The 23319-nt window shown below is 70.3% G+C and carries 16 protein-coding genes; 8 read left to right on the forward strand and 8 right to left on the reverse strand.

Annotation, left to right across the window (positions count from 1 at the left end; genetic code table 11):
- Positions 1-141: 141 nt before the first annotated feature.
- On the forward strand, positions 142-822 hold the full coding sequence (locus FGD71_RS28705) for a GOLPH3/VPS74 family protein (protein WP_162931245.1): 681 nt from the start codon (positions 142-144) through the stop codon (positions 820-822).
- Positions 823-1501: 679 nt separating this feature from the next.
- Here FGD71_RS28705 and FGD71_RS28710 read toward each other — a convergent pair.
- On the reverse strand, positions 1502-1834 hold the full coding sequence (locus FGD71_RS28710; RefSeq protein ID WP_140935963.1) for a hypothetical protein: 333 nt from the start codon (positions 1832-1834) through the stop codon (positions 1502-1504).
- A 235-nt stretch (positions 1835-2069) separates the two neighbouring features.
- On the opposite strand from FGD71_RS28710, the gene FGD71_RS28715 reads away from it, so the two are divergent.
- The 3 genes from FGD71_RS28715 to FGD71_RS28725 all read left to right on the forward strand — a co-directional run bounded on the left by FGD71_RS28715 (position 2070) and on the right by FGD71_RS28725 (position 5103).
- The gene (locus tag FGD71_RS28715) at positions 2070-3032 is read left to right on the forward strand and encodes an NAD(P)H-dependent flavin oxidoreductase (protein WP_119103505.1); all 963 of its coding nucleotides are present in this window, start codon (positions 2070-2072) and stop codon (positions 3030-3032) included.
- Positions 3033-3352: 320 nt separating this feature from the next.
- Positions 3353-3562 carry a hypothetical protein gene (locus FGD71_RS28720; RefSeq protein WP_140935964.1) on the forward strand — a complete coding sequence of 70 codons (210 nt, stop codon included), beginning with the start codon at positions 3353-3355 and terminating at the stop codon, positions 3560-3562.
- A gap of 119 nt (positions 3563-3681) precedes the next feature.
- Complete coding sequence (locus FGD71_RS28725) at positions 3682-5103, forward strand: ATP-binding protein (protein ID WP_119103451.1); 1422 nt, start codon at positions 3682-3684, stop codon at positions 5101-5103.
- Here the strand turns inward: FGD71_RS28725 and FGD71_RS28730 are convergent.
- Positions 5077-5784, reverse strand: a complete 708-nt coding sequence (locus tag FGD71_RS28730) for an NAD(P)H oxidoreductase (RefSeq protein WP_276147163.1) — start codon at positions 5782-5784, stop codon at positions 5077-5079. The genes FGD71_RS28725 and FGD71_RS28730 overlap by 27 nt on opposite strands.
- The gene (locus FGD71_RS28735; RefSeq protein ID WP_205571153.1) at positions 5781-6803 is read right to left on the reverse strand and encodes an NADP-dependent oxidoreductase; all 1023 of its coding nucleotides are present in this window, start codon (positions 6801-6803) and stop codon (positions 5781-5783) included. The genes FGD71_RS28730 and FGD71_RS28735 overlap by 4 nt, the downstream gene beginning before the upstream one ends.
- Before the next feature lie 110 nt (positions 6804-6913).
- On the opposite strand from FGD71_RS28735, the gene FGD71_RS28740 reads away from it, so the two are divergent.
- Both FGD71_RS28740 and FGD71_RS28745 read left to right on the forward strand, forming a co-directional pair.
- Positions 6914-10276 carry an AfsR/SARP family transcriptional regulator gene (locus tag FGD71_RS28740; protein ID WP_119103452.1) on the forward strand — a complete coding sequence of 1121 codons (3363 nt, stop codon included), beginning with the start codon at positions 6914-6916 and terminating at the stop codon, positions 10274-10276.
- Between the two features lie 41 nt (positions 10277-10317).
- Positions 10318-11211 (forward strand): phosphorothioated DNA-binding restriction endonuclease, encoded by an 894-nt coding sequence (locus FGD71_RS28745; protein ID WP_119103453.1) that lies wholly within the window; start codon positions 10318-10320, stop codon positions 11209-11211.
- A 50-nt stretch (positions 11212-11261) separates the two neighbouring features.
- Here the strand turns inward: FGD71_RS28745 and FGD71_RS28750 are convergent, their stop codons facing one another.
- The 5 genes from FGD71_RS28750 to FGD71_RS28770 form a co-directional block, all read right to left on the reverse strand.
- Positions 11262-12050 carry an Fpg/Nei family DNA glycosylase gene (locus tag FGD71_RS28750; protein WP_119103454.1) on the reverse strand — a complete coding sequence of 263 codons (789 nt, stop codon included), beginning with the start codon at positions 12048-12050 and terminating at the stop codon, positions 11262-11264.
- Positions 12051-12122: 72 nt separating this feature from the next.
- Positions 12123-14030 (reverse strand): glycoside hydrolase family 15 protein, encoded by a 1908-nt coding sequence (locus FGD71_RS28755; protein WP_119103455.1) that lies wholly within the window; start codon positions 14028-14030, stop codon positions 12123-12125.
- Positions 14031-14050: 20 nt separating this feature from the next.
- Entirely contained in the window at positions 14051-15124 is a 1074-nt protein-coding gene (locus tag FGD71_RS28760) for a medium chain dehydrogenase/reductase family protein (protein ID WP_119103456.1), read from the reverse strand.
- 58 nt (positions 15125-15182) lie between these two features.
- A complete protein-coding gene (locus FGD71_RS28765) occupies positions 15183-16508 on the reverse strand; it encodes an NAD-binding protein (RefSeq protein ID WP_240436819.1) in 1326 nt (441 codons plus the stop codon).
- 602 nt (positions 16509-17110) lie between these two features.
- Positions 17111-20128 (reverse strand): SpoIIE family protein phosphatase, encoded by a 3018-nt coding sequence (locus FGD71_RS28770; protein WP_119103458.1) that lies wholly within the window; start codon positions 20126-20128, stop codon positions 17111-17113.
- 212 nt (positions 20129-20340) lie between these two features.
- Between FGD71_RS28770 and rutA the strand changes: the two genes are divergently transcribed.
- Positions 20341-21423, forward strand: coding sequence for a pyrimidine utilization protein A (rutA, locus tag FGD71_RS28775; protein ID WP_119103459.1), 1083 nt, complete (start codon positions 20341-20343; stop codon positions 21421-21423).
- A 241-nt stretch (positions 21424-21664) separates the two neighbouring features.
- Positions 21665-23314 carry a hypothetical protein gene (locus FGD71_RS28780; RefSeq protein WP_119103460.1) on the forward strand — a complete coding sequence of 550 codons (1650 nt, stop codon included), beginning with the start codon at positions 21665-21667 and terminating at the stop codon, positions 23312-23314.
- The last annotated feature ends 5 nt before the right edge of the window (positions 23315-23319 follow it).

Genomic DNA, 23319 nt, shown 5'->3' on the forward strand with positions numbered 1-23319 from the left:
CGCCCCCGCGCCCCCGCCGACGATGAACGACAGTGCGCGGAACTGCGGTTACGGGGAAGGGCGTCACAGAGAACAGCGGTACGGAACTCCTCATCACCAACGACCGGCCCCACCCGGACAACTGAAGGAATGCACACACCGATGGAACCCCCCACGGAAACCCCCACCACGCTGGGCGAGCAGCTCCTGCTCCTCTCGCTGGACGACGAGACCGGCACCGCGAAGGAGTCGGCGAAGGTGGCCTTCGCGATCTCCGCGGCCTCGCTGGTGGAACTCGCGCTGGTCGGCCGGATCGACGTGACCGACGACAAGGTGACCGTCGTCGACGCGACACCGCTGGGCGATCCCGCCCTCGACACCGCACTCGCCGACATCGACGGCAGGGACAAGCCGGGCAGGACCAAGGACTGGATCACCCGGCTGAAGGCGGACGCGGTGGCCGGGGCGAACCGGGGCCTGATCGAGAAGGGGCTGGTCCGGGAGGAGAAGAAGAAGGTGCTCGGTCTCTTCCCCGTGCGCCGCTACCCGGAGGCGGACGGCTCGGTGGAGGCGGCGGTACGGGAGCGGCTCGACGCGGTCGTCCTCCGGGGCGCGGCGCCGGACGAGCGTACGGAGTGCCTGGTGGCCCTGCTGCACGGAGCGAAACTGCACCGGCTGGCCTTCCCGGACGCCGACGCGCGCAAGGTCCAGGCGGCCATGAAGTCGATCTCACAGGGCCAGTGGTCCGCGACGGCGGTGCGCCATGTGGTGCGGGCAGCGGAGGAGGCGCTGGCGGTGATCATCGCTGTGTCGGTGACGACGACGGTCGTCGCCGACAGCTGAACGTCAGCCGACGGCGACAGGCGACGGCTGACGACAGTCGACAGCCCCTCCTCGGGTCGACGAGGAGGGGCTGTCGTGGCCCTGGCTGTCACGGGGGTCAACAGCGGGGCCGGTCCGCCTGCTCGGCCCGAAGGGGGACTGTCGGGGGCGCAGCCGGATTCCCGGCGGATCCGCGGGAGGCGCCTGGCCTCCGGCGGCCCGCCTCAGCGCAGGTACTGGATGGGACTGCAGTCGGTGTGCTCGGTGTCGCGGCAGATCTTCACCCAGGTCGTCCCCAGGCCGCCCGGCTTCTGGAACCGGACTGGGACGGCACCGGGAACCGCCGTTCAAGATGGGTGCTGTTTCCGGGGCGGTCGACGCGCTGGCGGATCTGCGCCACCCGGAGGAGGGAGTCCCACGGTCAGGTCCACCTGACAAGTGTCCGGTCGCCGCTCCGGGAGGTGCTGCGGAGCGGCGAGACCTCGCCGGTGAGCAGGGCGGTGTGGCTGGGTCCTCGGCGAGTTGCACGAACTGCGCGCATCCGGGTGCGCGCAGCCAGCTGAATCCCGTTTCCCCGTGGTAACGCACGGTGATCCGCAGATAGCGGGTGCCGTACTCGCGTACGGTGACGGGCTCCGTCTCCGAGGGCTGTACCGCCACCAGCGGTCCGGCGGGCGGTGCCGGCGAACCGGTGGACGGCTCAGCCACTGTGCCGTCGCCCGACCGCCTCGATGATCTCCCGGGCGTCCCGGAACGCCGCTGCCTGCCCCTCGGTGAACAGCACTCCGGCGCAGTTGAGAATCACCTCGTCCACGCCGGCGTCCCGGAACTCCTCGAGCCGGCCGGCGATGTGGTCGGCCGAGCCGAACACGTACGTGCCGCTGTCCACCAGGGCGGCGGCACCGGCCACCGGGTCGGCCGGATCGGCGGGTACACCGGCCCGGCGCAGCATGTCCGTGTAGTGGTCGGTGGTGAGGTGCCCAGAGGCGGCCGTGTGCGCGAGCACGTGCGGGTCCCGTCCCTCGCGCTCCACCGCGACATGGACGACGGTCGCGACGCGGCAGCGGGTGTCCCTGTCCTTGGCCCCTTCCTCCAGGGCGGGCAGCAGGGACGGCGAGGAAGTGCGAGCTGGTGGCGTCCGAGTCGACTCCGAGCACCGCCGAACCGCCAGACGAACATTTGGAAAACGTGTTGGGGGCAACCCCTCACGAGTTCGAATCTCGCAGGACCGCGGCCACTCGCCGGGGAGCTGAGCGATGATGGCGGCCATGGCTTTGTCGACGGCGTTCACGAAGTTGTTCGGTCTGCGGCATCCGATCGCGCTTGCGCCCATGGGCGGTTCTGCCGGTGGTGCGCTGACGGCGGCCGTCTCGCGCGGCGGCGGGCTCGGGTTGCTGGGCTCAGGGAACGGGGATCCGGACTGGCTGGCCCGCGAGCTGCCTCTCGTCGCGTCGGGTACGGACAAGCCGTGGGGCATCGGCTTTCAGACCTGGGCGATCGACATCGGCACGGTCGAGCGGGCGCTGGAACACCGTCCCAGGGCGGTGATGTTGTCCTTTGGGGACCCGAGCCCGTTCACCGAACGCGTCCGCCAGGCCGGCGTGACACTCATCCTTCAGGTCACCGACTTGGAGGAGGCCCGGCAGGCGGTGGACCTGGGCGCCGACGTCATCGTGGCGCAGGGCACCGAGAGCGGCGGACATGGAGCCCGGCACGGACGGTCCACGCTGCCGTTCGTGCCGCTGGTGGTGGACCTGGCGGCGCCCGTGCCGGTGCTGGCGGCAGGCGGGATCGCCGACGGCCGCGGTCTGGCGGCCGCGCTCGCCCTGGGGGCCGCGGGAGCACTCATCGGCACCCGCTTCCAGGCCACGGCCGAGGCCCTGGTCGACCCGTCCGTCGTCGCCGCGATCATCGAGGGACGCGGGCAGGACACCGAGCGCAACCGCGTCCTGGACATCGCCCGCGGCTCCCGCTGGCCCTCCCGGTACACCGCACGCACCCTGGGCCATCGCTACCTTGACCGATGGCGAGGCCGGGAAGCGGAACTCGCCGCGAATCCGCAGGCGCAGCAGGCCTATCAGGACGACGTGGCACGAGGCGAGGTGCCCCCGCTGCCGGTATGGGCCGGCGAGGCCGTCGATCTCATCACCGACCTGCCAGGCGCAGCCGACCTCGTTGCCGGCCTGGCCGCGCAGGCCGAGGAGGCCCTGACGCGGGCGGGAAGGCACTGACCGGGAGTATGTCGATGAGTCCTCACCATCTTCGGCTGCCGGATACCCAGTGGCCGGCTGATGCGTGGTTCTGTAGCTTGCCCCCATGACCGACAACCGAAAGGGCAATGCCGCGTAGGCGCCCATCAGCCCTGCGGGGCGAGCTCCCGGTCCGCGCCGCGAGGCGGCGACGGTACCCGTCCATCGACCGCCTTTCCGGATCCTGCACGGCCGATCTCCGCCGGCTCGAACGCTCCCGCTTCCGGCCCGAGGAAACGGCAGAAGCGTTCTGGCATTGGAAGGCCCTTGCCCACGGCCCGCTCAGACTGATCGCGGACCCGGTGACGGCCCAGCGATGCGGTATCCCCGGCTGTTGCGACGTGGGCTGCTTCCGCGATCACCTCGAAGCCGTTCTGCACGCCCTGCCCAAGAAGAGCGCACGCGAGCTGCGCGCCCTCGTGGCGGCCCTCGATGACAAGATTCTGAGAAGGGCCAAGTCCGCCATCCAGGTCGACAACCTCGGCGTGCCATGGTGGCGAGACCAGTTCTAGGTCCTCGGGCGGGCGCGCGCCGGCGCCGCACTGCCAGATCACAGCAACCCTCGCAGGGGCAGGATGGTAACAATGGCGATAGTATCTCTACCGAGACTATTGCCTGCAGGAGTGCCTCCATGCGTCGTTTCATCGGGCGGGACCACGAGCTGAATGTGCTCCGCAGCGCCTTGCAAGCGGTTCACGATGCCGCCGGTTCGGCGAAGCCAGGGCAGTGCATCCTCATGCGAGGGAGGCGGCGGGTCGGCAAGTCCAGCCTCGTCGAGGAGTTTCTCCGGCGCTCCGAGGCGCCGTACCTCTTCTTCACCGCGGCGGGCGGCACGGCGGAGGACGAACTGACGGAGCTGCTCGACGCCGTCGCCAGATCCACCCTGCCGGAGCGGGGACTGTTCTCGGAGGAGACCCCGGAGCAGTGGAATGCGGCATTCAGGCTGCTTGCGGAGATCCTGCCCGACGACAGCCCTAGCGTGGTCGTCATCGACGAGGTCCCGTATCTCATGGACCGCGTCGACGCCTTCGAGGGCATGCTCCAGCGGGCATGGGACCGCCTGCTGAGCCGCAAGCCCGTACTCCTCCTCCTGGTCGGATCCGACCTGTCGATGATGGAGGCGCTGAACAGCTACGACCGCCCCTTCCATCAGCGCGGCCGGGAAATGGTCGTGGGGCCGCTGAACCCGGCCGACATCGGCGAGATGCTGGGACTTCCGCCGGCGGCCGCCTTCGACGCCGCCCTGATCACGGGCGGCCTCCCGCTGATCTGCGCGGAGTGGCGGGCGGGAGCGGACGTCTGGGAGTTCCTCCGCGACTCGCTGGACAACCCGATCTCGGCGCTGCTGGTCTCCGCCGAGCGCTCACTGGCCGCGGAGTTCCCACCGCAGGCGATGAGCAGGGAGGTCCTGCGGGCCATCGGAACCGGGGAGCGAACCTTCACCAACATCGCGCGCGCCGCGGGCGGCATCGCCCACACCACTCTCACCCGAGCCACGGAGGTCCTGACCGAAAAACGGGTGGTGGCAGCGGAGTTGCCGCTCTCCCTGCGGCCGTCGAAGGAACGCCGCTACCGAGTGGCCGACCCCTATGTGCGGTTCTGGCTCGCGTTCCTGGATCCGCATATGGCGGAGATCGAGCGGATGCGGGGAGATCTCACTCTGAGCCGGATCAAGGAGCGGTGGACGAGCTGGCGGGGCCGCGCGATCGAGCCCCTGGTCCGGGAATCCCTCGCCCGTCTCCTGCCGGACGGGCCCCTGCCCGCCACACCGGCGATCGGCGGGTACTGGACCCGCAGCAACGACGTCGAAATCGACCTGGTGGGCGCCGACCGGCAGCCGGTGGCCAAACAGTTGCACTTCCTCGGCTCGGTCAAGTGGCTGGAGAACTCCGCGTTCGACAACCACGACCTTGCCGCACTGCAGAAGCACCGCGCGGCGATCACCGAGGAGCCCGTGCCGCTCGTGGCGGTCTCCCGCAACGGGGTCAGCTGCTCCGGGCTCCAGGCGACCTACGGCCCCGAGGAACTACTGAGCGCCTGGAACAGAGCCTGAGCGGTCGCTGTTCGCGACGCCCCTCTCCACAGCACCCCGGTCCTGCGAGACGAACGCGTCGAGTGCGGGCTCCACGGAGGCGAAGGCCGCCTCGCCCACGTTCAGGGAGTCGTACACGAAGTGCACCGCCGCGTTCTCGATGCCGCAGAACCCGGAGATCCCCACCCGGAGAGTCCGGGCGACCGACTCGTCCCAGCCCAACTCGGCGAACTGGTCCCCTGTATAGCTGACCAGGCTGATCCAGAGCATCCGCTTCGCACGCAGCCGGGGTTGAGCGCTGCCGTAGGCGAAGCCGTGGTTCCACACCCGGTCGATCCAGCCCTTGAGGATGGCCGGCAGGCCGAACCACCAGAGCGGGAAGACCACGATGATCGCGTCAGCGGCTTCGATGCGCCGCATGTGGGCGTGTACTTCGGCCGAGTACACCTTGTCGCGGTCGGCCCAGTCCGGCTCGTCGGCCGGGCTCATCCGGGGGTCGAAGCCCTCGGCATGCAGGTCGAGTACGTCGACGGCGAAACCGTCTGCCACCAGCCGCGCCCGGGTACGGCGGGCGAGCTGCCCGGTCAGGGAGTCCGCACGGGGGTGGCCAAGGACGAGCAGTGCGCGTTTGCCTGCGGAGGGCGCGCGATGCGGCGAGAGGGTGGTCATGATCCGCTGTGCGCCGTCGTTCCCGGTCGTCATCGCGTCTCCCCCAGACGGACCAGCATCTTGCCCGTGTTGGCACCGCGCATCATGCCCAGGAACGCGTCGGGCGCCCGCTCGATGCCCTCCTCGACGGTCACCTCGGTGTGCAGTGTGCCGTCGGCGAGCCAGCCCGAGGCCTTGCCGATCCACTCGGGGAAGAGGTCGTAGTGGCTGCTGACCAGCATCCCGCGCAGCGTCACCTCCTTGGCGGCCGCCAGGAAGAGGTTGTCGGGTCCCGGCACCGGCCCGGTGGCGTTGTAGCCGCTGATCGCCCCGACCATCGCGATCCTTCCCCCCGTGCGCATCGCGTCGATGGCCGCCTCGAGGTGGTCGCCTGCCACGGCGTCCAGGTAGACGTCGATGCCTTGGGGCGCGGCCTGGGCGAGTTGCTCGGCGAGCCTCCCCTGGCGGTAGTCGACCGCCGCGTCGAAACCGAAGTCGTCGATGAGCTTCTTGGTCTTGAGCGGTCCGCCCGCCGAGCCGATCACCCGGGACGCCCCCAGCTTCCTGGCCAGCTGCCCGGCGACGCTGCCGACCGCGCCCGCCGCGGCGGAGACGAAGACGACGTCGCCCTCCCGTACGGGCGCGGTCCGGGTCAGCGCGACGTAGGCGCTGAGGCCCGGGGTGCCCAGCGGACCGAGAAATGCCTCCGCCGGAGCGAGAGAGGTGTCGACGACAGTGGCCGACGCGGCGTCCAGGTCCGCGTACTCGCGCCAGCCGTGGAAGTGCGCGACGGTCGCCCCGACCGGCACGGACTCGGCACGGGAGGCGATCACTTCACCGATCGCACCGCCTTCCAGGACGGTGCCTAGTGCGAAGGGAGGCATGTAGGAGGGCACGTCGTCCATGCGGCCGCGCATGTAGGGATCCACGGACATCCAGGTGTTGCGGACCAGTATCCGGCCGTCGCCGAGCTCCGGGACCTCGGTCGTGGCCAACTCGAAGTTCTCCGGCACCGGTTCACCGACGGGGCGCGAGGCGAGACGGATTTCGCGGGACACGGTCATGGTGGTCATGGCGTTTCCTTCCTCGGTAACGATCACGGGAACACGTTGCACGGGCTCGCGCACGGGAGGCTGACGGTCCGCGCACGGCCTGCCGACGAGGCACGCATTAGCGTGGTGGCATGCGTTTCGAGGTACTGGGCCCGTTGGCGGTACGCACCGAGGACGGGGACCCCGTATCCGTTCCCGAACCCAAGGTCCGTGCGCTGCTCGCCGATCTGCTGGTGCACCACGGACATCCGGTGCCGGTGGACCGGTTGATCGACGACCTGTGGGGCGAGGTGGTGCCGGGCAACCCCGAAAACTCCCTGCAGACCAAGGTCTCCCAGCTGCGCCGCACCCTGGCGAAGGCCGAGGCCGGTGCCCGCGCCCTGGTGGAATACGGTCCGGCGGGCTACGCGCTGCGGGTGGCGGAGGAAGCGGTGGACTCCGGCCGGTTCACGCGGCTGACGGCACGTGCGCGGCAGGAGACCGACCCGCGTACGAAGGTGTCGTTGCTGTCGGACGCTCTGGGACTGTGGCGCGGGGAGGCGTTTGCCGACTTCCGGGACGCCGGGTTCGCGCAGGCGGCGATCGCCGGCCTCGAGGAACAGCGGCTCACCGCGCAGGAGGATCTCGCGGAACTGCGCCTCGAGCTCGGTGAACACCAGGCACTGGCCGACGAGTTGGGCCGACTGGTCTCCGGCAGTCCACTGCGTCAGCGGCTGCGGGCCGCACACATGCGGGCTCTCTACCGCGCCGGGCGGCAGAGCGAGGCGCTGGCGTCCTACCGCGACCTGAAACGGCGGTTCGCCGAGGAGCTGGGCATCGACCCGGGCGCCGAACTCGCCGAACTCCACCAGGCGATGCTGCGGCAGGACCCCGTACTCGCCCCCCTTCCGCCCCTTGCCGCCCCAGGGGACCTGCCGCGGACGAACCTGCCCACGCCGGTGAGTTCACTGGTCGGACGGCAGGACGCGGTCGCCCGGGTGTGCGCACTCGTAGAGACCGGACGTCTGGTCACGCTCACCGGGCCCGGTGGCGTCGGCAAGACCCGACTGGCGCTGGAGGCGGCAGCCCGGCTGACGCAGAGGGACGGGATCACCCACGCCGACGGCATTTGGTTCGTCGAACTCGCGGGAGCCACCGGAGGGGTGGCCGAAACGGTGGCAGCCGCCCTCGACGTACGCGACGACGCCACGCAGCCGCTCGGCACCGACGACACGGGCGGCAGCAAGGGCGACACGGCTCTGCACCGGCTCGCCGATGCGCTCCGGCCGCGTCGGCTGCTCCTCGTCCTCGACAACTGCGAGCACGTCGTCGGGCCTGTCGCCGCGCTCGCCGACCACCTCCTGCGCCGGGCTCCGGAGTTACGCATCCTCGCCACCAGCCAGGAACCCCTGGCACTCTCCGGCGAGGTCCTCCACACCGTCGCGCCGCTGACGGAGGCCGAGGCCATGGACCTCTTCGCCACGCGGGCCGCGGCCGTCGCCCCCGGATTCACCCTTGGCCCCGGGAACGCCGAGGCCGTCGCCCTCATCTGCCGTCGCCTCGACGGCATTCCCCTCGCCCTCGAGCTGGCCGCCACCCGGGTACGGGCTCTCGGCGTACACGCTCTGGCCGACCGTCTGCACGACCGCTTCCGGCTGCTGGGCCAGGTGCGCCGGGACGCCCCGGCACGGCAGCGCACCCTGCGCGCGATGATCGACTGGAGCTGGGAGCTGCTGTCCCCGGTCGAACAGACGGTTCTGCGCCGGCTCGCCGTGTTCGCCGGAGGGTTCACTCTGGAGTCCGCGGAGTCGGTCTGTGCCGCCCACGATGTACGCGGGGCAAACGCGGACGAGGGAAACCCGGATGTACGAGCCGACGACGTGCTCGACGCCGTCAGCCGGCTCGTGGACCGTTCCCTGCTCGTAGCGGCGTACGGAACTGACGGAAGGGACGGCACCCGGTACCGGATGCTCGAATCGGTGGCCGCCTACGGGCTGGAAAGGCTCGACGAAGCCGGCGAAACGGTAGGCATCAGGCGGCGGCACGCTCTCCACTACACCGACTTCGCCGAGCACGCGGCGCCCCTGCTGCACGGCCGGGACCAGCGCCACTGGCTGCGCCGCCTCGATGGCGAAGCGCTCAACCTGCGCGCCGCGCTCGACCACGCCACGGCGGACGACGCCGCGAGGGAGAGCGCCGCGATGGACGACGCCGCGAGGGAGAGCGCCGCTGGTCTCGGACTGCGTCTGGCCAACGCCCTGACCTGGTACTGGTTCCTGCGTGGCCGTATGGGCGAGGCCATCCGGTCACTGGGGCGCGCGCTGGAGTGCGCGGACAACGCGGGGCGTGTTGCCTCCCAGGCCCCCGCCCAGCAGCCCGCCCATGCCGCGGCCCGCGTGCGACGAGCCGCGCTCGCCCTGCTCACCGGAGACGGCTCATGGCTCGACGAGCCCTTCGACGATGCCGACGCACGAGGCAGGTGGCTGCTCGCCTTCGCACGATGCGGCTTCTGGGACGAGGCGAAAGAGAATTCGGAGGGTCCGGAGGGTTCGGCCAGCTCGGAGAGTTCGGACAGCTCGGAGAGTTTCTACGACAGGCTCACCGACGAGTTCCGGACGCACGGTGACCGCTGGGGTGAAGCGGCCACACTCAGCACCCGTGCCACTCAGGCTCTCTACCAGGGCGACCTCGCGGCAGTTCGGTGGAACGCCGAGCGGAGCGCGGCGCTCTTCACCGAACTCGGCGACCACTGGGGCCAGTTGCAGGCGTCGGAACAGCTGGGCGTCATCGCCGAGGTCACCGGAGACTACGAGGCGGCAGCCCGCCTGCACCGCGACGGCGTACGGAGTGCGCAGGAGCTCCAGCTCTGGTCGCACGTCTCGTTCCGGCTGTCCCGGCTCGGCCGTATCGCGCTGCTGACCGGCGATGACGCACGTGCCACGGAGCTTCACGAGCACGCCAGGCGCCTCGCCGCCGAGCAGTCGCACGGCCCCGCGGAACAGTTCGCCGAGACCGGCCTGGCCCTCGGCGCCCGCCGAAGGGGCGATCTGGACACCGCCGAGGCTCTGTTGACCCCCTGGCTGGAGTGGAACCGCCGCCTCGGCGTGGACTCCGGCACCGCACTGGTCCTCGCGCAACTCGGCTACGTCGCCGAACAGCGGGGCGATGCGCGGCTCGCCGAGGCACTCCACCGAGACGGACTCGCGGCGGCGCTGGGAACCGGGGACCCTCGCGCCCTGGCTCTCGCACTGGAGGGTCTGGCCGGCGCGCGGTCGGCTGCCTCCCGGCACGAACAGGCCGCGTCCCTGCTCGGCACGGCAGCCACCATCCGGGATTCCGTCGACGCGCCCCTGCCACGGGCCGAACGCGCCGACGTGGACCGAGCGGCCGACCGGGCACGCGAAACCCTGGGCGAGGAAGGCTTCGCGGCCGCGTTCGCACATGGCCGGGCACTCACCGCCGACGACCAGATACGTCTCCTCGACTCGGCCGTGCAGTATGACTGCGAGGCATGATCCATGCCTCACGTCAGAACCGGACACTACGATCGCCCGTCATGGACTGGCTCGAGCGCACCGCGCAGCTGAGGCAATGGACCAGAAGCGGGGTGCGCGCCCCTCACAAACCTCTTCTCCTCCTGTACGCCCTCGGCCGGTTCCAGCAGGACGACGACGATGAGCTGCGGTACAGCGCTGTGGAGGAAGACCTGAAGCGGCTGCTGGCCGAGTACGGTCCGCCCCACAAGACGACGCCCGCATACCCGTTCCACCACCTGGTCAGCGACGGTGTGTGGGAGGTGCGCACCGCCCACGGACCCGGTAGTCCCGGCAGTGGCGTACGGGAGTTGCGGGCGGCGGAGGCCGCGGGACGGCTGGCACCGGAGCTGCGGAGAGCGCTGCGGCGACAGCCCTCGCTGCTCGGGCGGATGGCGCGGGTGCTGCTCGACCTGCACTTTCCGCCCTCCCTCCACAGCGAGCTCTGCGAGGCCGTCGGCCTGGAGCTGGAGCTGGCGGAGACGGAACCGCTGCCGGCGGGGCGTCAGCAGCGGGATCGGCGGATGCGGGAACTGGTGCTGACCGCCTACGAGTACCAGTGTGCCTTCTGTGGTTACGACGGCAGGATCGGCGCGGTTCCGGTCGGGCTGGAGGCGGCCCACGTGCGCTGGTGGGCGTTCGGAGGCCCGGACGACGTCGACAACGGGCTGTGCCTGTGCTCGCTGCACCACAAACTCCTAGACAAGGGCGTCCTCGGCGTCGGTGACGGCCACCGCGTCCTCGTCTCGCAGCGCTTCGTCGGGCAGAGCCCAGCGGCCCGCGAGCACGTGACAGCCCTTGCGGGCCGCCCGCTGATCGGTCCCCAGGCGGGCGTCCGCCCCGTGGCGGCGGCCCACCGTTCCTGGCACACCAGTCAGGTCTTCCAGGGCACCCCACGCCCCGCCAACGCCGCCTGACCGTAGGCCGACTCGGGATCATTTCTCGTTGTCCGGTCCGCCGACGTGGCTCAAGACCCGTGCGACTGGCACTGCGGGCACCAGACCGTGCTGCGGCCTGCCATACGGGACCGGCGCAGGGGGGTGCCGCAGCGCGGACAGGTCGGGACGGGGGCGTCGCGGCGACCGGTGAGCCAGGAGTTCCGCGGTGGGACGCAGCCGGCGGTGACCGCGGAACGCAGGGTGCGGCGCATGTGTGTGTACAGGCGACGGCGGTCGGCCTCGGTGAGTTCGCTCGCCCGGCTGGTGGGGCGCAGCTTCGCCCGCCACAGGATCTCGTCGGCCAGCAGATTGCCGAGTCCGGCCAGGACGGTCTGGTCGGTGAGGACGGTCTTGACGCTGCCGCGGCGTGCGGAGAGCGCGGCCTCGAACTCCTCGCGGTCCACGGCCATCGCGTCGGGGCCCTGGCGGTCCAGCAGCCGCGTGACCTCGGACTCGTCGTCGGCCAGCCAGAGGCCCTGGAGTTTGCGCTGGTCGCGGTAGCGGAGCTGACGCTCGGCGCCCACGGTGAACAGGACGCGGTCGTGGGCTTCGACCGTGTCGTCGGGATGGGCGCAGAGCAGTTGACCGGTCATGCCGAAGTGCAGCACGAGGGTGGGGCCGCCGGTGTGAGCGAGCAGCCACTTCCCGTGCCGCTCCGGCTCGGTGAAGCGCCGGCCTTCCAGCGCGTCGCGCAGCCGCCGCGTACTCACGCCGTGCAGTACGCCCGTGTCGCGCACGTCGACACGCTGGATGACCCGGCCCTTCGCGCAGGACTCGAGCACCTTCCGGAATCCCTCGACGTCTGGCAGTTCAGGCATGGGCACCTCCGCGGGAAGGGACGGCTCGGCCCGTGACGACCGCGCGGCCCACGAGCGCGAGTTCGCCGACGCTCACCCGAGCCGGCGGTCCAGGTTGTAGGCGGCGCTGATCAGCGCCAGGTGAGTGAAGGCCTGGGGGAAGTTGCCGAGTTGCTCTCCGGTCGGCCCGATCTCCTCCGAGTACAGCCCGACGTGGTTGGCGTAGGTGAGCATCTTCTCGAAGGCCAGCCGTGCCTCGTCGAGCCGGCCGGCCCGGGCGAGCGCCTCCACCCACCAGAAGGAGCACATCGAGAAGGTCGCCTCCTTTCCGGTGAGCCCGTCGGGCGACGCCTCCACGTTGTAGCGGTAGACGAGGCTGTCGGACACCAGCTCCGCGGTGATGGCGTCGAGCGTGGAGACCCAGCGCGGGTCGGTGGGCGCGACCAGCTTGCACAGGGGCATGAGCAGCAGGGAGGCGTCGAGCACGTCGGTGTCGTAGTGCTGGACGAACGCCCGGCGGGCGGGGTGCCAGCCGCGCTCCATGATCTGGTGGTAGATGCTGTCCCGGACCGTCATCCAGCGGGGGAGGTCGGCGGGCAGGCCGCGCTGGCGGGCGATCCGGATCGCGCGCTCGACCGCGACCCAGCTCATCAGCCGGGAGTACGTGTAGTCCCGGCGGCCGCCGCGCGTCTCCCAGATCCCCTCGTCGGGCTGGTCCCAGTGGTCCATCAGCCACTCGAGGTTGCGGGTGAGCCCCATCCAGCCGTCGTGGTAGAGGGGCGTCCCGTACTTGTTGCCGAGGTAGACGGAGTCCATCAGCTCGCCGTAGATGTCGAGCTGCAGCTGGGTCGCCGCCCGGTTGCCGATCCGGACCGGCGCCGAGCCCATGTAGCCCTCCAGGTGCGGGAGTTCCTCCTCGGGCAGGTCCTCGCGCCCGTCGATGCCGTACATGATCTGCAGTGGCCCCGACTCGCGGTCGGCCGTGTAGCGGAAGCGTCCCTCCAGCCATCCCATGAAGGCGTCGGCTTCCTCGGTGAACCCGAGCCTGAGCAGCGCGTAGAGCGAGAAGGCGGCGTCGCGCATCCATGTGTAGCGGTAGTCCCAGTTGCGCGCGCCGCCGAGCTCCTCCGGCAGGCTGGTGGTGGGTGCGGCCACGATCGCGCCGGTGGGCTCGTACGTGAGCAGCTTGAGCGTGAGCGCCGAGCGGTGCACCGTCTCGCGCCAGCGCCCGCTGTAGCGCGAGCGGCGCAGCCAGCGCCGCCAGAACGACACGGTGGCGTCGAACTCGGCGTCGATGTCGGCATCGGAGTACGGCGTCCGCGTCCCGCCGGGCTCGACACGGTCGAGTACGAAGGTGGCCGTCTCCCCGGCCCGGAGGGCGATACGGGTGCGGACGTCGCCGCCGCCCACGATCTCGAGCGGGCAGCGCGTCGAGAGGCTGAGCGCCAGGTCGGGAGAGCGGAAGAGCGCGCCGTGCGGGGTGGGCGCGACCTCGTGGCGGGCGCGCGCGTAATCGAAGCGCGGGGCGACGTCGACGACGAAGCTCATCTGCCCGCGCACTGCGACCACCCGGCGGATCATGCGGTGGCGGTGCGCCGCCTCGCCGGTGCGCGGTGGGGGCATGAAGTCCTGCAGCTCCCCCACTCCGTCCGGCATCAGGAAGCGGGTGATGAGGATGTTGGTGTCGGGGAGGTAGAGCTGCTTGGAGCTCCAGCCCTCGCAGTCGGGCGAGATGCGGAACAGGCCCCCGCGGTCGGCGTCGAGGATCGCGGCGAAGACGCTCGGCGAGTCGAAGTGCGGGCAGCAGTACCAGTCGATCGTCCCGTCGGTGCCGACGAGCGCCACGGTGTGCAGGTCGCCGATCAGGCCGTGCTCGGCGATAGGCAGGTAGCGCGCCCGGGAGGGCCGGCGCGTCGGCGAGGGCCGGGGCGTCCGCGACGCTCGCTGAGCTTCACCGGACACGCCCCCGGCAACCCGGCCGGCAGGGCCGTCGCGCACCATCGGCGAGTGTCCTCCTCGGCTCAGGGCACGAGCACGAGCTTCCCCTTGGCCGCCGAGCGCCCGAGCATCTCGTGCGCGCGACGGGCGTCGGACAGAGGCAGCCGCTCGGCCACGACCGGGTGGATCCTGGCCTCACGGAGCAGCTCGAGCAGCGCGCGGAAATCCTCCCGGAACCCGTCCGGGTCGCGGGGGCCTCCCCCCACGGGAAGCGCTCGATGGCCGCCGGCCATGGGAAGCGCCTGGTGACGGTCGCGCATTTTCTGGATCCGGTAGGCGAGCACTCGCCGGCGGGACGAGAGCAGGCCCCAGAGCCAGAGGGTCGCGGTCGCCGCGTACCACTCCGCCCACGCTCGCCGGCTCTTGCGCCCGTGCGAGAGCGTGGCGTAGTGGCCGTACAGGACAAGCCTTCCGCCGGGCCGCAGCGCGCGGAAGGAGCGCAGCGACACCGCGCCGCCGAGCCCGTCGAGCACGACGTCCACGCCTTTCCCGGGGAGCGCGCGCACCCGCGCCAGGAAGTCCTCGCCGCGGTAGTCGATCGCCTCCGCGCCGAGCCGTTCGACCGCGGCGCGGTCGCGTGCCGAAGCGGTCCCGTAGAGGCGAAGGCCGGCCTCCGCCCCGAGCTCGAGGATCGCGGTGCCCACCCTGCCGGCCGCACCGTGCACGAGCACCGTCTCCCCGCTCCTCACCTTCGCCACACGGTGAAGCAGCTGGTAGGCGGTCATGTAGGTGAAGACCAGGCTCATGACCTCCGCCGGGTCGAGGTCCTCGGGCACCTCGACCGCCTCCGCCTCCGGCACGCAGACGCGCTCGGCGTCGGCGCCCCACACCGTCAGCGCGCCGATACGGTCTCCCTCGCGCAGCCTCGAGCAGCCCGGGCCGAGTTCCTCGACGACGCCGACGAGTTCGTAGCCAGGCGTGAACGGCGGCTTCGGTACGCCGAGATACGTGCCCGCGCGCAGCTGGGCATCGGTGAACGACACGCCGGCGGCCAGAACCCTGACGCACACTTCGCCCGGTCCTGGTCGGGGATCGTCGTCCTCCACGACCCTCAAGACCTCGGGCCCGCCGAAATGATCGACGACAACGCGCTTCACTCCTTCAGGCTATGCGGGGCGCGCGCCCCACGCATCGCGTGCGTCCCGCGGCCTTCGGTCAGTCGATCGCCTCTCGCGGTGCCTGACGCCTGTCCTGATGGTGGTCGCAGCGGACGGCGTGCGGCCACTGGGTGCAGGTTCCGTTCGCGCTCCGCACCAGGAGCCGTCTGCCGTGTGCGAGCACTCCGCTCGGCTGTAGTCCGGTCAGGCTCGCCGTCGTGTACGCGGCGGTCAGGCTGGCGAGGTCGCGGACGATGCCGATGCTGAACAGGGACTGGGTCTCGGCGATGGCCTCGTGGTCGCCCGCCCGGATGACGACCCGCAGATCGGGTGCGACGGCTCGTGCGGCCACGGCGACCGCGATGTTGTCCAGGTCGTCGGAGGCGACGGCGGCCATCGCCTGGGCCGTGTGCAGGCCGAGCTTGCGCAGGACGAACTTGTCCCTGGCGTCGGCCAGGACGACGGGGATCCCCAGCGCTTTGGCCAGCCGGAGGTTGGGGGCCGCGGGGTCGCGTTCCACCGCGATCACGCCGAAGCCGAGGTCCTGCAGCCTGGTGCACAGCCGGAGCCCGATCTGTCCGAGTCCGACGACCACGACGTGGCCCGTCCGGGGAAGTGTCCGGGGGCCGATCATGCCGATCGAGCGTGGGGCCAGCAGGCGGTCGACCATTCCGGCGGTGAAGACGGCGGTGAAGGCGATGGTGGTCAGCATCGCGATGCTGGCGAACACCAGGTAGAGGGTTGATCCGTGCGCGGTCGCGGGGCCGACGGCCGACACCGTTCGTACCGCTTCGAAGAGAGCCTCCACCGGCGGCCGGTGATTAAGGGTCACGGACCAGATCCAGTCGGCCAGGAGCACCGCGAAGAGCCCGGCAAGGCCGGTCAGCATGATCCGTGAGCTGCCGTCGTGCGGTCGCAACTGGCCCCTGATCTTGCCCAGCAGGGCCTGGTATCTCAGGGAGCGTGGCGGCCGGTACGTTTCGAGGCGCACTTCGCCGTCCTCCCAGCGGGCGCCGACGTGCTGCCCGGAAGGTGTCCGGTCGAGTGCCAGCAGGCCGGGATGGAGACAGGCGGCCAGCAGGACGGGGGCAGCGACATCGGCCGACGAGGTGACCTGGCAGTTCGGGACCACGCGCGCGAGTTGCTCGGCAACCGTACGGTCGAAGACCGACACGACCAGGGTGACGTTGGGAAGGATGTGCTCGACGGCGAGCGCGTAGCGCAAGGATTCGGCATCGTCGTCGAAAAGGACCGCGACGCCGGCCACCTCCCGGTTCAGGGCCCGGCGCAGATCTTGGTCCGTCGGGTGCGTCAGATGGCACACGAGGTGTCCCTCCGACTGGAGGAAACCGCAGACTCTGCGCGCCACGTCGCCGCCGATCACGACGTAGTACCTCTGTGGTGCTTCGTCCCCGGGGGGCGGGGCATCACCGGACGCGTCCGGCGCCTGCTCAGAGATCGAAGGCGCAGTCATCGGACCGGTAGGGGTCGCAGTCGAGGCAACGGGGGGTCTGGCAGCCACCGCATCGGACGAACGACCGGCCGCAGTGGCACCTGAGGTCGCCCGGATCACCGGGCTTCTTCTCCACGACCGCCTGGCGGCGGATGAGGGCGGTACCGGGCTCGGCGGAACGACTGCTTGCAGCACTCATGGGTGTCCTCCGATCAGATGAGGGACGGTGGCCGGGAGGCTTGGCGCAGGCATGAGGCCCGGCGCGGGCACGGCCGTCCCGCCCGCCTCGATGAGCCACCCGAACACGGAACTCGGGGTGCGCAGGAGGCCGGGAGCTGTACGGGAGTCAGGGCTCGTCCGTCACGAAGGGGTCGGCCGGCCGGCGAAGAACGCCGGGGGTCACCCGACGCGGAATCTCGCGTCCTCCGAACGTAGAGAGCTCTCTCCCGCCGCACCATGGACAGATGTCAGACTCCCGGCCCCCCTGGTTCCGACACATGCTCAAGCAGGCTCGTGGTGCCGGCGACGGGTCCCTACTGGTCCTGGTCCCCGAAGGGGAGCGCGTCCAGGTCTCCGTCGAAGCCCTCAGTGGAGAGGAACATCAGCTCCAGGGCATCGGACGGCTGGTCCCCGCGCCTGTCCGGGCCGAGCAGGGCCTGCTCGGCCCAGATGCATTTTCCGGTCGCCGTGTAGCGCGTTCCCCAGCGTTGGGAGAGTGCCGTGATCAGTTGCAGGCCGCGGCCTCCCTCATCGGTGTCCGTGGCGCGGCGGATGCGGGGCATCGTGTGGCTGCCGTCGAAGACTTCGCAGGTCAGCTCGGTGCTGTGCAGCAGACGCAGGCTGACCGGGCCCTTGGCGTGGCGTACGACATTGCCCACCAGTTCGCTGGCCAGTAGTTCCGTGGTGGGTGTCAGGTCGTCCAGGCCCCAGACGGAGAGCTGCTCGCGGACATGACGGCGGGCCTGGCCGGCCGCCCTCGGGTCCTCGGCGAGCGGCCAGGAGGCCACCCTGTCGCCGGTCAGGGCCTGGAGGCGGGCGACGAGGAGCGCCGCGTCGTCGGCTGCCTGGTGCTCCGCGGGCAGCAGGCCGTCCGTCAGGGTGTCGCAGAGGTGCTCCAGGTCCGCGCCGGTGCCGTCGTCGTGGGCGGTGTGCAGGAGCCGGGCCAGGTCCGCCATGCCCTCGTCGATGTCGCGCTTCGCCGACTCGACGAGTCCGTCCGTGTAGAGCACGAGCAGGCTTCCCTCGGGCACCGTGACCTCGACCGTCTCGAACGGCGGCTCCGCCGCGCCCAGCGGCGGGTCGGGGGCCAGCTCCGGGAAGTGCACGGTGCCGTCGGGGTGGACCAGGGCCGGGGGCGGGTGCCCGGCGCGGGCGATGGAGCAGAGCTGGGTGGTGGAGTCGTAGAGCGCGTACAGGCAGGTGACGTACGAATCCTCGCCCATGCCGCCGACGATGTGGTTGAGGTGGCTCATGATCTCGTCGGGCGGCAGTTCGAGGTCGGCCAGGGTGTGGACGGCTGTGCGCAGGCGGCCCATGGTGGCCGCCTCGGGCAGGCCGTGCCCCATGACGTCGCCGACGACGAAGGCGACCTGGCCGCTGGAGAGCGGGATGATGTCGTACCAGTCGCCGCCCACGTCCATGCCCTGTCCGGCGGGGAGGTAGCGGGCGGCGGCCCGGCACGCGGGCAGCTCGGGCAGGCCCCGGGGGAGCAGGCTGCGCTGGAGTTCCCGGGACCGGGTGTGCTCGGCGTCGTAGAGCCGGGCCCGTTCCAGGGCCTGTGCGACGAGGGCCGTGATCGTCGTGAGCAGGGTGCGTTCCTCGTCGGTGAGGCGGCGCGGCTGGTCGAAGGCCACGACACACACCCCGAAGGTGTGGTCGGACGCGGTCAGCGGCAGGAACGCCCATGCCTGCTTGCCGGCGCGTGCGGGCAGGCCGGCATGGTCGGGCGCGTACTTGGCGTACTCCTGCGGCGAGGACAGGAACACCGGTGTATCGGAGGTGATCACGTTCCACGCCGGGCTGCACGCTGTCTGGGAGCGGCCGTTCACGAGGTCGAGGAAGTCGTCCGCGTAGCCGACGGCTCCGACGTTGCAGAGCCGGTCGCCCTCGATGACCTGTACCAGGAGTCCGGCGGCGGCGAACGGCGGCAGCACCCGCCGGGCGACCGCGTCCACCACATCCTGTGAGGTCGACGCCTTGGCGAGCGCCGCGGTCAGCTCCGCGATCCGGTCCGAGCGCTCGGACGCGGCGAGTTCTGCCGCCCGGCGCTCCTCCTCCAGGCGCCGTCTCTCGGTGACGTCGGCGAAATAGAGGGTGTGGCCGTCGGGTCCCGGGACCATCCGCAGGTGGTAGCGGTGCCCGCCGTCCGACGTGTGCACGTCGAAGCCGGTCGGCTTCCCCTCGGACGCGGCCTTCCGGCAGCGGCTCTCCAGGCCGGGTACCTGACGAGCGGACGGCAGATCCCACAGCACGCGCCCGAACAACTCCTCCTCGGACAAGCCCAGCGTGCGTTCCGCCTGCAGGTTGGCGAAGGTGATCCGCCACTCGTCGTCCACCGCGAGGAAGCCGTCGCTCATATGGCGCAGGGCCCGGCTGAGCGCGTCGCGGGCGGACCGGGACTCGTTGCTCTCCCACCCCACGCCGATCATGCGCTGGGGCTCGCCCTGCTCGTCGTAGGTCGCCCTGCCACGGGCCTGCGTCCAGCCGTACGTGCCGTCCAGGCGGCGTACCCGGTACTCGGCCTCGAAGACGGAGTGGTCGCGTATGGCCCTCTCCGCCGCAGCCAACGTCGGCGCCAAGTCGTCGGGGTGGACGATCCTCATCCAGTTCTCGACCTTGCCGGTGAAGTCGTCCGGTCTGGTGCCGTACAGCTCCAGGGCCGCGTCGTCCCAGATCAGGTCGCCGGTGCGGATGTTCCAGTCCCACGAGCCGACACTGACCTCCTTCAGGGCCTGCCGCAGGTGCTCACCGTTCAGCTCCGGCTGCGCGGGTCCGGACGGTGGCGGCGCCTGGACCATGCGCTCCTCGGTCCAGTCGACGACGCTCCGGAGGAAGTCCCACTGCTGCGGGGTGGGCTTGCCGTGTTCGCCCGTCAGGACCGTGAGCGCGCCGATGCTCCGGTCCCCGTTGAGCACCGGTAGCGCGGCCAGACCGGTGCCGGGCCAGATGATGTCCGCCGCCTCACCGGCTTCCGCGGTATCCGCTGCTTTCGCGGCATCCGCCGCTTCCGCCGCTTTCGCCGTTTCCTCCGAGGACCCGGCCGGATCTGTGTGCCCGGCGGAGTTCAGGGGCACCCATACGCCACTGCCCTGGTGCAGAGCGCGGGCCGGAGCCAGCGGGCCCTCCTGGTCGATGATGTCCCAGGAGCGGGTGAGGACGGGAGGGAGCCCGGTCGCCGACACCAGGCGCAGCGCGGACATGGGGCCGCGCAGATGAATCGTTCCGCCCAGGGCCCCCAGCTCTCCCACCGCATGCTGGAGTGCCAGCCGGAAGACCTCACTTTCCGCGACACCGGGTTCCACCGTGCCGAGCAAGGCCAGCCGCGCGTTCATACGACGAACTTTAACGTTCCTGCCTCGGCCGAGATCGTGCCTTGCAGGAATCCTGTCCTCCGCTCGGCCCCGCGGCCCACGAGGCTCAACCGCCCGGAATCGAGGCCGACTTGCCCTGAACGTGCGGGCCGACGCCTCCGTACGGCCCACCGGTAGTGCACTTCGTAGTGCACTTCTTCCCCGCGAGACTCCCACAACCCCTGAGGAGCGGCATGGACATCGGCGTATTCATCCCCATCGGCAACAACGGCTGGCTCATATCGAAGAGTTCTCCGCAGTACATGCCGAGCTTCGAGCTGAACAAGGCCATCGTGCGGAAGGCCGAGGAGCACGGGCTCGACTTCGCGCTGTCGATGATCAAGCTCAAGGGGTTCGGCGGCGAGACGGAGTTCTGGGACCACAACCTCGAGTCGTTCACGCTGATGGCGGGCCTGGCCGCCGCGACGGACCGGATCAGGCTGTACGCCTCCACACCCATCCTCGCGCTGCCACCGGCGATCGTCGCGCGCATGGCCGTGACGGTCGACTCGATCGCTCCCGGCCGGTTCGGCGTCAACATCGTCACCGGCTGGGCGCCCGGCGAGTACTCCCAGATGGGCCTGTGGCCCGGGGACGAGCACTTCGGCAACCGCTACGCCCGGGCCGCCGAGTACGTCACCGTGATGAAGGAGCTGTGGAGCGAGGGCGTCAGCGACTTCAAGGGCGAGTTCTACGAGATGGACGACTGCGTGTTGTCTCCCCGGCCGGAGAGCGGGCACATCGACATCGTTGCCGCCGGGCAGAGCGGCACCGGAATGAGGTTCGCCGCCGAGCACGCCGACTACAGCTTCATCCTGGGCAGCGGGGTCAACACCCCGCTCGCGCTCTCGAACTCCACGGCCACGCTCATGGACGAGGCGAAGAAGACCGGCCGCGACGTCGGAGCTCTCTCGCTGTTCATGGTCATCGCGGACGAGACCGACGAGGCCGCCCAGGCGAAGTGGAAGGACTACCACGACAACGCCGATCTCGCGGCGCTGGCGTACATGGCGGGTGAATCGGCCACGGACAAGGCGGCCGACGACTCCTCGACCGCCAGGACCATCTCGCTGCCCGAGGGCGCCGTGAACTTCAACATGGGCACGCTCGTCGGCTCGTACGAGACCGTCGCGAGGATGCTCGACGAGGTCGCCGAGGTGTCCGGCACCAAGGGAATCATGCTGGTCTTCGACGACTTCCTCGAAGGCATCGAGAACTTCGGTACGCGCGTGCAGCCGCTGATGAAGTCCAGGCCCGACCACTCGACTGTGGCCTGAGTCCCCGTCGGTCCTGGACGGGCAGGGCAACGGGTCCAGCACCACTTGTGGTTCGCGTCATCTCTCGCGCAACAGAGAACATAGAAAAGAGAACGAACTCGACGCCTTTTTCCAGCCGTTGCGATTTTCCGCTTGCGGTAGCGCTCATTCCTCGTTGACTGCTCCTCTTCCCGGGCGTAGGACGCTATAGACAGTTCCTCGAGCACCTGTGGGACAGTGATCCGATTCTGGGAGAGAATGCATGGCGATCAATCAGAAACAAATGATGCAGGCGGTCTACGACGCTATTTTCGACGCGTTGACGACCACGCCTCCGCCAATCGGCGGGGGCAGGCCGATCCTCCCGAAGGCGACGACCTTCATGTCGTTCCAGCTGCCCGGAAATCCCATTGATCCGGCGCAGTTCGCGAACCCCTGGTCGCCGACCAACCCGAACGGCTCGATCGCGACGGCGGAGAACTTCGCCACCCTGGTGGATCCCGTCCCCGTCCTCAGCCCGGGCTACGCACCCAGCGGCGCCAGCATCGACGGCCTGTACGGCGAGATCGTCCGCGCGAACGTCAAGCCCCCGCCCCCCGACCCGGCCGGCGAGGAGGCGTACAACAAGGCGTTCAACCTGCTCTACGTCGACGGCCAGGACTTCGACGAGAACGGCCAGCCCATCATCGTCAAGGTCGACTCCCCGCTGTACCGCAACTACAAGAACAAGATGCTGGCCTACACCGCGGCCCTGACCAGCTACCTGACCAACTACCTCCAGTACGACCTCAGCAAGCCCGAGGACGCCCGGAAGTGGGCGGTCCTCGCCCCCGTCCTCCAGGCTCCCGTCGACATGGCCTACCGGGATCTCCAGGCGGCGCGTCCCGGTGTGGTCGAGAACGCGGTGGCCACCCTCGGCCAGTACCAGCAGTCCACTCTGGCGAACATCTTCGCCAGGGCGCGGCAGACGTACGAACAGACACGAAAGGGCAGCCTCAGCAGCCCCGGGCTCTTCTGGCACGCCTGCGAGGCATTCCCGGGCAACTGGTTCACCGAGTCCGGAGCGGCGAATTTCGCCTCGCAGACCATTCAGTCCAGCCGTATACGCATCAACGAAAGTTCGCGGTTCTCCCGCTACGGTGCGGGCGGCGGCGTGAATTTCGGGCTCTGGCGGGTCGGTGCCGCAGGTTCCAGCGAAAGGCGCCAATACGACCTCAGCACCTCGACGAGCAATATCACCATTTCCTTCCGCTACGGCAGGGTCGAAGTCCGCCGTCGGTGGCTGGACACGGCGCTTGCCTCCCTGCACGGCTGGAGCACGGCAGGCCGCCGGCCCGGTGATTACTCGACCGGCCAGGTGGACAAGAACGAGGGGGTTTTCCCGCTCCTGACGACGTCCTTCATCGTCGCCCGCGACATCAAGATCAGCGGTAACTGGAGCACCAGCGATCTCCAGTTCGCGTCCCAGGCGACGTCGGCCGGCGCCTCCGTCGGATGGGGACCGTTCTCCCTGTCGGGCAGCTATTCCAACAGCTCCTCGACCCGCCGCTTCGCGTCCACCTTCGACGGAACGACGATCACGGTGCCGGGCGCCCAGATCATCGCCTGGCTGAGCAGCGTCGTCCCGTACTCGCCCCCGACCGACGGGCCGCCCTCGGACATGGCGACCGAGGCGGAGGCGGCGGAGAACCGCCGGCAGATCCACCGCAGGAACGTCTACGCCATCCCCTACATGAGGCAGTCCGACAACGGCTTCGAGACTGCGGTGGCCGGGGACGACTACGCCCTCGCTGAGGACAACGGCCACAGCCGGTTCCTCGACCTCGACTCCGAGGGAGGGGACGGCGAAGGCGACGCTGTCCGACGGTCACCGGACGCACCGACCAGCCAGTTCATCAGCGCGGAGAGCTGATCCGC

Origin of the sequence: Streptomyces sporangiiformans (assembly GCF_005768555.2) — a bacterium.
Taxonomy (GTDB): Bacteria; Actinomycetota; Actinomycetes; order Streptomycetales; family Streptomycetaceae; genus Streptomyces; species Streptomyces sporangiiformans.

What these genes read in the sequence shown, in the direction of transcription:
- FGD71_RS28770 (WP_119103458.1), bottom strand. Translation starts at nt 20,128, where the DNA reads ATGAACGCGCGGCTGGCCTTGCTCGGCACGGTGGAACCCGGTGTCGCG.
- FGD71_RS28735 (WP_205571153.1), bottom strand. Translation starts at nt 6,803, where the DNA reads ATGACCACCATGACCGTGTCCCGCGAAATCCGTCTCGCCTCGCGCCCC.
- FGD71_RS28745 (WP_119103453.1), top strand. Translation starts at nt 10,318, where the DNA reads ATGGACTGGCTCGAGCGCACCGCGCAGCTGAGGCAATGGACCAGAAGC.
- FGD71_RS28750 (WP_119103454.1), bottom strand. Translation starts at nt 12,050, where the DNA reads ATGCCTGAACTGCCAGACGTCGAGGGATTCCGGAAGGTGCTCGAGTCC.
- FGD71_RS28755 (WP_119103455.1), bottom strand. Translation starts at nt 14,030, where the DNA reads ATGGTGCGCGACGGCCCTGCCGGCCGGGTTGCCGGGGGCGTGTCCGGT.
- FGD71_RS28725 (WP_119103451.1), top strand. Translation starts at nt 3,682, where the DNA reads ATGCGTCGTTTCATCGGGCGGGACCACGAGCTGAATGTGCTCCGCAGC.
- rutA (WP_119103459.1), top strand. Translation starts at nt 20,341, where the DNA reads ATGGACATCGGCGTATTCATCCCCATCGGCAACAACGGCTGGCTCATA.
- FGD71_RS28780 (WP_119103460.1), top strand. Translation starts at nt 21,665, where the DNA reads ATGGCGATCAATCAGAAACAAATGATGCAGGCGGTCTACGACGCTATT.
- FGD71_RS28705 (WP_162931245.1), top strand. Translation starts at nt 142, where the DNA reads ATGGAACCCCCCACGGAAACCCCCACCACGCTGGGCGAGCAGCTCCTG.
- FGD71_RS28730 (WP_276147163.1), bottom strand. Translation starts at nt 5,784, where the DNA reads ATGACGACCGGGAACGACGGCGCACAGCGGATCATGACCACCCTCTCG.
- FGD71_RS28740 (WP_119103452.1), top strand. Translation starts at nt 6,914, where the DNA reads ATGCGTTTCGAGGTACTGGGCCCGTTGGCGGTACGCACCGAGGACGGG.
- FGD71_RS28715 (WP_119103505.1), top strand. Translation starts at nt 2,070, where the DNA reads ATGGCTTTGTCGACGGCGTTCACGAAGTTGTTCGGTCTGCGGCATCCG.